Origin of the sequence: Paraburkholderia sp. SIMBA_027, from assembly GCF_046535315.1 — a bacterium.
Taxonomy (GTDB): domain Bacteria; phylum Pseudomonadota; class Gammaproteobacteria; order Burkholderiales; family Burkholderiaceae; genus Paraburkholderia; species Paraburkholderia tropica.
In genome coordinates, this window is the sequence record NZ_JAWRWY010000030.1 from 56,724 (window position 1) to 65,643 (window position 8,920).

The following is an 8,920-nucleotide window of genomic DNA, read 5'->3' on the forward strand; positions in this document are numbered from 1 at the left end:
TACGACCGATTAACGAGGTGAGAAAATGCGATTGAGGGTGTCGATGGGGTTCAACCTGAGGACAAAGGAGGATGAGTAGATGACGGCAGATGCGGACACGTTCAATGACGACGTGTACGGAGAGTGGGAAGCCGCTGCACGAAATGTAATCGTGTTGGCCATGAAAAAACACGGCATCGGCTACAAGGAACTGGCCTTGCGTTTGGAGGAAATCGGGATATTTGAGAATGCGGACCAGTTGAACCGAAAGGTCAACCGAAGAAGGTTCTCCGCCGCCTTTATGCTGGCGTGTCTCGCCGCGATCGAAGGCGAGTGAGTCCTCATACTTGATTCTGCGCCAATCAACCCCGCTACAACGGCGAACCATGCCTGTTACGACGTTTGCATTCATCTGTTCCATAACGGCCTCCGCTCGGACTACCCTCTCATAAATAGGGGTCCGACGGAATTGCCATTCCGGCTTTAGGTGTCAGATGGCGCTGCAATTACGGAGCGCAAAAGCCAATGTAGGAAATCGCTGAGAAATTTCAAGGAGTACGAAAAAGAGACATGGGAATCCGGGAGATTTTCGCTGCCAACGTAGTGCCTGTCGCTGTATCGAACGCGGAGACTTGCTCCAGTAGTGGCCAAGTAGGAGCCTCCGCTTGAGCAAGGGGAAACCTAGCTGATGCGCTTGCGAAGCGAAGTTGAGCAGATACGAGACGAAACGCCTGGTACTCGGAGATGGTGAGCGAGGTTTGCTCGCCAGAGGGGGTGTTGATTCGACGGTGGTGACGAACGAGCCCCGCGCCATTTTCGCCTCCGTAGCCAGTACACAATTCAGTGAGAAGCCGCTCAGAATAACTTCTCGGAGACGCGTTGATCGATGGCTATCGGCTGTCTGGACTACTTGCTGCGTAGCGCGCTCGCGAGTGCGCGTAAACGTTGATGAATCTGTGTCGTCCATCCGAGTTCATGCTCGACATCCTGACCTATGCTAAGCGTGGCGCATTCGCGGAGGACGACGGCAAATCGTCGGCCGCACTCGCACGGAATAGCCGTGGTGAGAGTAGGGGAATGGCGTGATTAAGGGGTGGTTAAATAGATTGCTTAAATAGCGCTAATTTTTCTAGCAATTGATATCTTTCCGAGAGGGCATGCTGGGTAGCTGTTTGACGTGATATACATGTTATGTCACACGTCGACTGAGCACGATGCCACCGACGTCAGGGCCGCCCCTTCCGACTGAAGGGCTTCGGTGGTGACCGCTAGCGCGGACGGGCAAGACCGGTGGCGCGCTGGGGAAATCCGGACTACCACGGGGTAGGATTGAGACAGTCCGGTGCAGTGGCGAAGACAGAGCTGCAATCCGTATGTCTGTCGGAATCGGTTATTAGATGATCGGTGGAAGGACCAGCGTGCTGCGCGCGCTGGGGCCTCCGGCTATGCCTTTCAAACCAAAAGAAACATATGTATACGTAAACATATGTACCTCGGCCATGCCTTTAATTCTAAAGGAGCATATGTTTACTGAGGCATATGCTTAGGCCTTCCGGGAACGCTTGCGCGCGAAGATTGCGCTTTTTGCTGACCAGGAGCGGGGTGTTCGCGCGTTGCCTTACCCATTGATTTCGGAGTAATGTCCGCCCAAGGGGGGGCGTGGGTGCGTGAGCCTCGTGGCGGAGTCGCAATTGGGTACGTCTGTGTGGTGCAGGTGGCCGAGAATCGCTGGAAGAAGCTATCACTGTAGACCAGGCTTCTGGCGAGCAAAGATCGCCGTAGTTGCCAGTGTGCTTGTACTCCGTGACGCACGGCGCCTACGTGCACCGTTCGGACGTGCGCTCCACTGGACTGGTGCCTGCCGTCGCCGCTTGAGTTTCTTCGTACATGCGAATGACGATCACGGAAGATGGTATTAGATCTGCACAAAAGCACTCTTCCTCGGTAGGACGCCGCTTTATGCCAGTTTGCGGGCCGTCTAGTTGCAGCGATGCTTCCTGATATTGCCGTCTACATCGGTTCGCTGAGGCGCGTGCGGTCCGCACGACAGTCTTCTACGCTAGGCCAGATACTAGTTAGCCACTAAACCAAACGGAGGCGCTACGTCGAGTTCGGCAATGTTCCTCGATACGCTGCGAACTGAGCTTGAACAACCGTACTGCAAATGGCAAATAAGGCCAGACTAGGGCATATTCCGAATCGTGGTGGCGACATGCTGCTTCGACGCAGGTGATTCGTATCCGGCTTCCTAGATTTCTTAAACGTGGTTTTCGTTCGGTGCTGGTAGAAACTGATCGCGCGGGCTCGAAAAAACTGTGTAAGTACATCCGCATGAGGGCTGTCGGCGAAGTGTGGTTACCGGAAATTTCCGATTCTCCCAGTAAGTTCCGATACTCATCGTCGTTTGCCATCACGGAACTTGGACTACGGGAAAATACGTAATACGGAAAGAGCGAGCAAAAGAAACTTCGGACGCAGTTTTGCGCCAAAGTTACACGATGTGGCATAGTGGGCCAAGAAACATCTATATAGGGAAAGGAAAACTCAATGACTACACTCGATTCAATTCAGGCGAAGATTGCAAAACTACAGGCGCAAGCAGAGGCATTGGTTTCGACGAAGTCGACTGCGGCGCTCGAAAAGATCCGTGACTTGATGCATAAACATGGCGTTGGCTTGGCCGAAATCGAGGCCTTCGTAGGCAAGCGCCGTGGTCGCAAGCCTGGTCAAACCGCGAGCGCAGCGAAGACTGCAACTGCTGCGAAGTATCTCGACCCGAAGACCGGCGCAACCTGGACTGGCCATGGCCGTGCTCCGGCCTGGATTGCCAATGCAAAGGACCGAAGCAAGTTTCTCGTCGACGGCGCAGCGGCGGTTACCAGCGTCGCGCCAAAGGCGAAGGCGGGCAATTACGCGCGTGGCCCGCAGCCGGCGCTGTATCAAGACCCGAAGACCGGGGCTACCTGGAGCGGTCGAGGTCGCGCACCGGCATGGATTGCGAGCGCGAAAGATCGCTCGCGCTTTTTGATTGATAAGCCGGAGAGTGCCGCGTCGGATTCGACGCCGACCAAGAAGGCGGCAGCTAAGAAAGCTGTGCCGGCGAAGAGGGCTGCAGCCACGAAAGCGCCGGCCGAGAAGGCAGCTCAGAAGAAAGCATCTGTTCCTGCAAAGAAGGCATCGACGAAGAGTGCTGCACCGAAGCGTCGTGCGGCCAAGAAGGTCACCGCTAACGATGCGGTCAGCTCGGATGTCGCTACTGTTGCGGAAACCGAAGCGCAAGCTTCCTAAGCATCGCTTTTTGCATAAGCACGATTGGCGAGCGGGGTTCATTTTCTCGCTCGCCAACGGTGGAGACGTTATTGATATCCCTTCGTCGTGGCGGTCCCAGTGATGCTCCGGCTGTCGCTGAGCTCGTAGCGGCCCCGCTGACAGAATTGGGCGGTGCGCCCGTCGACCTTGAGCCGGTGGCACAAGACGTTCTGGCGCGGGACGACCACGTCGCATGTTTCCTCGCGTTTGACGATGACCGAGCGGTCGGCGTCATCTTATTGAGCGAAGGTTATGCCATGTTCGCTCGTGGAGCGTTCGGCCAAATCACTGAACTGTACGTACGCCCAGAATTGCGCTCAGCGGGTATTGCCGCGCGCTTATTGGAGCAAGCACTGTCGTACGGGCGCGGGCGAGGGTGGCGCCGCATCGACGTCGGCGCGCCGACTCAGCCTCAGTGGGCGCGAACGGTCGCATTCTATAAAGCGAACGGCTTCGTCGACGTAGGCCCGCGGTTAAAGCTCGTCCTCTAGGTAAGGGGCGTTGCTGGTATTGCGAGGCGTCGCTCGACGCGTGCGTCATGAAGTCAGCAGTCGCCCGATTTGCTCCGCGAATCCCAGAGTATCTCGGCCCGAGACTGCTCGGAGCATCAAACATTCCGTCTTCCTGCTCGCTGGTGCTCAACCGGTCGGCCTTCGTCGCGATAGTCCTCATTTGGATCGGTGGGCGTTTATGGGGTCACCTTGGGGGGGGCGCTTGCTGGCCGCCTTGTTCCATGTCGGTAGGAGAGGCAATCGGCAGCTTGCCCGCGGCGAGTGATCTGCCTATCGGCCTGCTCGATGCTCTCTGGCGGCACGGGACTGGGAAGCAGACTGCGAGGGTGCTGGCACCAGCATGCCTCTGCGGTGCAAGCGACTACTTCTCACAGCGCGTCGGACACAGGTGTGCACCGGGCGAAGCCCCCCCCAAGAAAGATCAGAACGACGTCTCGCAAAATCTGCCTGTTAATTCGGATAGATTTTAAAAACATGATTTCGTTTTTAAAAATAATAGAAATTTCATGTGGACCACCCAATATTCATGATGCTATAAATAACCCATCGACTTTGAGGAAGCGGTGCGATACAGGATATTTAAATGATTGTGCAGCTCGAAATCTAGTCGAACCTCGCGTCGTTCGACGCCGAGTACCCATAGTGAATTTGATGTGCTGTGGCCACAGGCCGCGGTGGGACGGTGCTCGCGGGTGCGACCTGTTCGGTATGGCTCGCTGTTCAATAACGGCTCAATTGTTCGTCATGTTCGGATTCGGAGCTATACATCAATGCAGGATTGATTCACCTGCTAGGGAAATTCGTACTCATCGAAATTGCATTATCTCGAAGAGCCGAATTTTGTGGCAAGACGAAAAGCAGGTTTAGATTAGTGGATTATATTATGAAAGCACGCAATGCATTCAACGCAGGTCTCAGCGGAAAACCCCCAGTGGCTATCGGGCGACTTGAAGAACTGCGGTCGTTCAGCGAACGCCCAAACATGGCGCAAGGCCTGCCTGACGACATGCCCGTGTTGACCTTCCCGCTGACGGTGCGCGAAGCGCGTTGCATACCGGCGAGCGTCCAAGACTTCACCTTTGGGCTTGGACACATGCAGATTGCTGACCGGATGCTCATGACGATGCGTCTTCAGCTCAACGGTACGCAGTTTTACTGGATTGCGGAGATGACGGACCCAGCGCTCTGGGCTGCCCTCGATATGTGGCGTAAGTATGAGTTTGCGCTGATTGGACTGAAGATCTACAACGGCGACAGTTCGAGTGTCACATTCGCCTCGACCCGTTTCTACAATAGGACATTGACGGATGAGAAGTACCGCAGTGCGCCACGCCGCGAACCGACCGTGGATGAATTCCACGAAATGGTTGGGCTCGTGACTGGGTTCGTGCAGATGCAGGCAACGACGGATATTCCTCATATCCCGCTGCAGCATGTGTTCGCCAGCGTACTGTTGACTGAGCAGTACAAGGATGTGGCTGGCAAGGAGCCGGCGGTCAAGAAGCCGATCGTGGCGCTACGAGCCGATGGGATGGGCGCCGTCGTCTTGGGCTAAGTGGTCAGACCTAGGAAACTCTGAAGATGCGCGACCAACCGGTCGCGCATTTCCTTTGATGCCAATGAAATCGCAATTACCAGGTATGTGTGTCCGAAGGCACGTGCATCTGGTAATCAATCATATTGATGATTTTGTTAGGGAGCACGCGGCTTTTAGTCAATCTGCAAGCGTCGACCATCTTCGCTACAGATTGTTGCTGCAGTAGATATTCATGCTCCCTATTGCGCGATATCGATCGGTGCCATTTTTTCTGGAATCGCCGGGCCGGTCGGTAAGCACGGCAACGGGGGCGGGTGTCATGCCATGACAGAGGGTAGATTTCGCATCTTGGCGCTAGAATCGTCCGAATTCTAACCAATCCGATATACGAGTGAATCTCAAAAAAATCGACACAGGTGCCTCCGTAGCCACTGCCCTTATCTCTGTGGTAGCTGCAGTCGTAGCGTGTTGGGCGGCGTATACGACAAACCACACTGCTCAACTTTCATATCGCCCTTACATTGTCGCAATACCATTTCTCGATCAATCCGGTCATCAATTCGGTCTCTACCTTTCGAACCCCGGACTTGGTCCCGCGGTCCTGAAAGACATAAGCGTAACGACGAACGGTAAGTCATATTCTGGGTTAGGTCGAAGCAAATGGAGTGAGTTCATCCGTGACAAGGGGATGCCGGCCAAATGCTTCAGGAAGGCTTGGCCCCCTGTCGGGACGGTCCTGAAAGCTGGCGAGGAGAGTCCGCTTCTTGTCTTGTCCGATGCGGCTCCTCCGGACTGCGTGGGGGAGATGACCAAACTGCTGGGTGGGGACGACATACGCATCCGCATTGAATACGCATCGATTTATGATGATCTGTATTCATTCGACGGCAGCGTACATGCCAACGACGATGACGTTGAGCGCGCTGCAGCGCTTTACCGCCAGGTCGACGCGTTGCGCGCAGAGATAGGAAATCTACACTCGCAACTTGATGCGCATGCGAATCGTCCATCGGCGGTAAACCAAAAGCAATGATCTGCTATACCGCCACGAACCAAGTATTCTCGGTGGGCGCACCGAAGTGCACTGCTACCCTCGACAACTAAACTGGGGGAGGGCGGACATCTTGGGCGTACAGATGCCGCCGTCCGCGAACTGCGTATATCGAATTATTGGTGCTTTCCGGTCAGCATATAGAATCTTGTGCTAGCCGTGTTGATGCCATTTGAATGGCCCCTTCGATCTACGCAGTCACATTTTCTGCGCGCACCAATAATTTCCAGTGCTCATTCTTACGCGGGCTGCAATGCGAACACGGCGGAAGTTTGCCGCATTCGCGGTTAATAACGTCCTCGTATCCGCATGTTTGGCATTTGTAGATGCCAGGCCATTGCGGATTTTCACCAGGTTTCAGCAGGTCTTCGTACTTTTGCTTGCCTTTTTCTGCAGCCACTTTGACATTTTTTTTATCGCTGTAGTAAGCCATATCGAGCCTTTCTTGATAAAGATACGATCCGTAAGGACAACACGCGCAGCAGTGGTCGGATTTCCACCCGGGGTGAATAGGATCCTACTCAAGAGCATATTTGCATAAAACCTGCTCCGCGGGCGAGATACCCTAGCGAGGCAGTTGTTTACTAGAGCATATGTTTATGGCTTGCGGCAATGCTCGCGCGCGGAGATCGTTCTTTTTGTTGACCAGGAGAGGCGTGTCGGCCAGCCGAGGATATCCGTCGTTGCATTGGCGCCTGTCATTGCTGGCATTGGTGTGCCTGGGGCGGATTCAACCGGTCGACGCAACACCTAGAATCTGCGTGAGCAGCGGAGGTGTTGCAAATGAAGCAGCGACCGAGAATTTACTACTCCGAGACCCAGAAAGCGCTGATGTGGGACCGATGGCGCAAGGGTGACACTATTCATCAGATTGCCAAACTCTTCGATCGGGGCCATTCTTCGATTCAGCGGATACTCTCGGAGAGCGGCGGTATCCAGCCGCCGCAAAGGCATCGTGCGCCGCAGGCATTGACGCTAGCAGAGCGCGAGGAGATTTCCCGCTCTCTGGTGTCCGGATTATCAATTCGCTCGATAGCGGCAAGGCTGGGACGCGCTCCTTCCACTATCAGTCGCGAGTTACAGCGCAACGGGGGCAGCCTGGGATATCGAGCAAGCCAGGCGGATGCTATCGCCTGGGAGCGGGCACGTCGGCCGAAGGTTTGCAAATTGGTGCAAAACCAGACGCTGGCACGAGTTGTCGCTGCGAAGCTGAAGCTGCAGTGGTCTCCTGAGCAGATTGCTGGTTGGCTCAGACATGCTTACGCGGTCAACAAGGACTATCTGGTGTCGCACGAGACGATCTATCGGAGCCTCTATATACAAGCTCGTGGCGCCCTGAAAAAGGAATTGCTTGAGCACTTGCGACGCTCTCGAACCATGCGCCGATCCCGTCATCACACATTGAAAACTGAGGGCCGCACGAACATTCGTGACGCCGTGTCGATCAGTGAGCGTCCCGCTACGGCGGAGGATCGAGCAATACCCGGGCACTGGGAAGGCGACTTGATTTACGGCAACGCTACCAGCCAGATTGCGACTCTCGTCGAACGTCAAAGTCGGTTCGTCATGCTGGTTAAAGTAGCGAGCAAAGATTCCGTGGTTGTGGTTGACGCGCTTATACGACACGCCAGCAAGTTACCTCGGGAACTATATAAATCGCTGACTTGGGACAGGGGTTCGGAAATGGCCGAGCACAACCGCTTTACTGTTGCGACCGACATTGAGGTCTATTTCTGCGATCCTCAACATCCCTGGCAACGCGGTTCGAACGAAAACACGAATGGGCTTCTGAGGCAATACTTCCCTAAAGGTACCGATTTCTCCGTCTACTCGCAGGCCAGACTGGATACCGTAGCCAGGCGGCTCAACGAACGCCCCCGGAAAACATTAAACTTCGACACGCCAGCTGAACGATTTAACCAAATCGTTGCGTCGACCGGCTGAATCCGCCCGCAATATCGGACGTTCTTGGGCTGGCTTTGCATGAGACGATTGCGTGTTCGAGCGCGCGAGTGGCACGCTGTCACTCGAAGCGAGTCTGTAAGCAACTGTGACCGCATGCCCGCTGCCGGCATCTGCTAACCAGCATTTCCGCCTCATCGCAGGTCGGCAAATCTCCTGTAACACCTATGTTAGGATCGGTGTGACTGAGGGACGCAGCCGACTGTGCTGCGGCAGGCCAGCGCACGATGCTCCGAGCGCTGGAACCACATAAAACTAGATAACTACGTCCGATGGGTACAAATCAAGCCCTTGATGTGCCGACTTCCCTTTCTCCTCTGTTCAGCGGCCAACTCGCGTACAGACGTCCTGGGCAGTCCAACTGGGCACCGCTTTCAGAGTCTGCCTATAAGCTTTTTATGGGTAATGAAGACGCGAGTGACGAGATCGAACGACGGGTAACCGCAAATAGAGCTGCGTGCAACGAGTTACTCGTCGGAGCGCTTCAGTATTCTAGCAGGCCGTTGAAATACCTCCCGCAGAGGTCATCCTAGCGGGAGGGGTAAACGTTGAAACAAGGAATCGACCAAC

At 55.0% G+C, this 8,920-nt stretch carries 7 protein-coding genes; 6 read left to right on the forward strand and 1 reads right to left on the reverse strand.

Annotation, left to right across the window (positions count from 1 at the left end):
- Window positions 1-79 precede the first annotated feature (79 nt).
- The 5 genes from SB764_RS36000 (at window position 80) to SB764_RS36020 (ending at window position 6,370) form a co-directional block, all read left to right on the forward strand.
- On the forward strand, window positions 80-316 hold the full coding sequence (locus tag SB764_RS36000) for a DUF6471 domain-containing protein (protein ID WP_410866227.1): 237 nt from the start codon (window positions 80-82) through the stop codon (window positions 314-316).
- Window positions 317-2,526: 2,210 nt separating this feature from the next.
- Window positions 2,527-3,267 (forward strand): H-NS family nucleoid-associated regulatory protein, encoded by a 741-nt coding sequence (locus SB764_RS36005; protein WP_410866228.1) that lies wholly within the window; start codon window positions 2,527-2,529, stop codon window positions 3,265-3,267.
- Window positions 3,268-3,443: 176 nt separating this feature from the next.
- On the forward strand, window positions 3,444-3,779 hold the full coding sequence (locus SB764_RS36010; protein WP_410866229.1) for a GNAT family N-acetyltransferase: 336 nt from the start codon (window positions 3,444-3,446) through the stop codon (window positions 3,777-3,779).
- Window positions 3,780-4,683: 904 nt separating this feature from the next.
- Window positions 4,684-5,355: a hypothetical protein gene (locus tag SB764_RS36015; RefSeq protein WP_410866230.1), complete on the forward strand. Its 672-nt coding sequence runs from the start codon at window positions 4,684-4,686 to the stop codon at window positions 5,353-5,355.
- 787 nt (window positions 5,356-6,142) lie between these two features.
- The gene (locus tag SB764_RS36020; protein WP_410866231.1) at window positions 6,143-6,370 is read left to right on the forward strand and encodes a hypothetical protein; all 228 of its coding nucleotides are present in this window, start codon (window positions 6,143-6,145) and stop codon (window positions 6,368-6,370) included.
- Between the two features lie 208 nt (window positions 6,371-6,578).
- Here SB764_RS36020 and SB764_RS36025 read toward each other — a convergent pair whose 3' ends face one another.
- A complete protein-coding gene (locus tag SB764_RS36025; protein WP_410866232.1) occupies window positions 6,579-6,821 on the reverse strand; it encodes a hypothetical protein in 243 nt (80 codons plus the stop codon).
- 350 nt (window positions 6,822-7,171) lie between these two features.
- On the opposite strand from SB764_RS36025, the gene SB764_RS36030 reads away from it, so the two are divergent.
- Window positions 7,172-8,332, forward strand: coding sequence for an IS30 family transposase (locus tag SB764_RS36030; protein WP_410866233.1), 1,161 nt, complete (start codon window positions 7,172-7,174; stop codon window positions 8,330-8,332).
- The last annotated feature ends 588 nt before the right edge of the window (window positions 8,333-8,920 follow it).

Excerpts from the sequence above, each read along its gene's own strand:
- SB764_RS36000 (WP_410866227.1), top strand. The coding sequence starts at position 80 with ATGACGGCAGATGCGGACACGTTCAATGACGACGTGTACGGAGAGTGG.
- SB764_RS36015 (WP_410866230.1), top strand. The coding sequence starts at position 4,684 with ATGAAAGCACGCAATGCATTCAACGCAGGTCTCAGCGGAAAACCCCCA.
- SB764_RS36025 (WP_410866232.1), bottom strand. The coding sequence starts at position 6,821 with ATGGCTTACTACAGCGATAAAAAAAATGTCAAAGTGGCTGCAGAAAAA.
- SB764_RS36020 (WP_410866231.1), top strand. The coding sequence starts at position 6,143 with ATGACCAAACTGCTGGGTGGGGACGACATACGCATCCGCATTGAATAC.
- SB764_RS36030 (WP_410866233.1), top strand. The coding sequence starts at position 7,172 with ATGAAGCAGCGACCGAGAATTTACTACTCCGAGACCCAGAAAGCGCTG.
- SB764_RS36005 (WP_410866228.1), top strand. The coding sequence starts at position 2,527 with ATGACTACACTCGATTCAATTCAGGCGAAGATTGCAAAACTACAGGCG.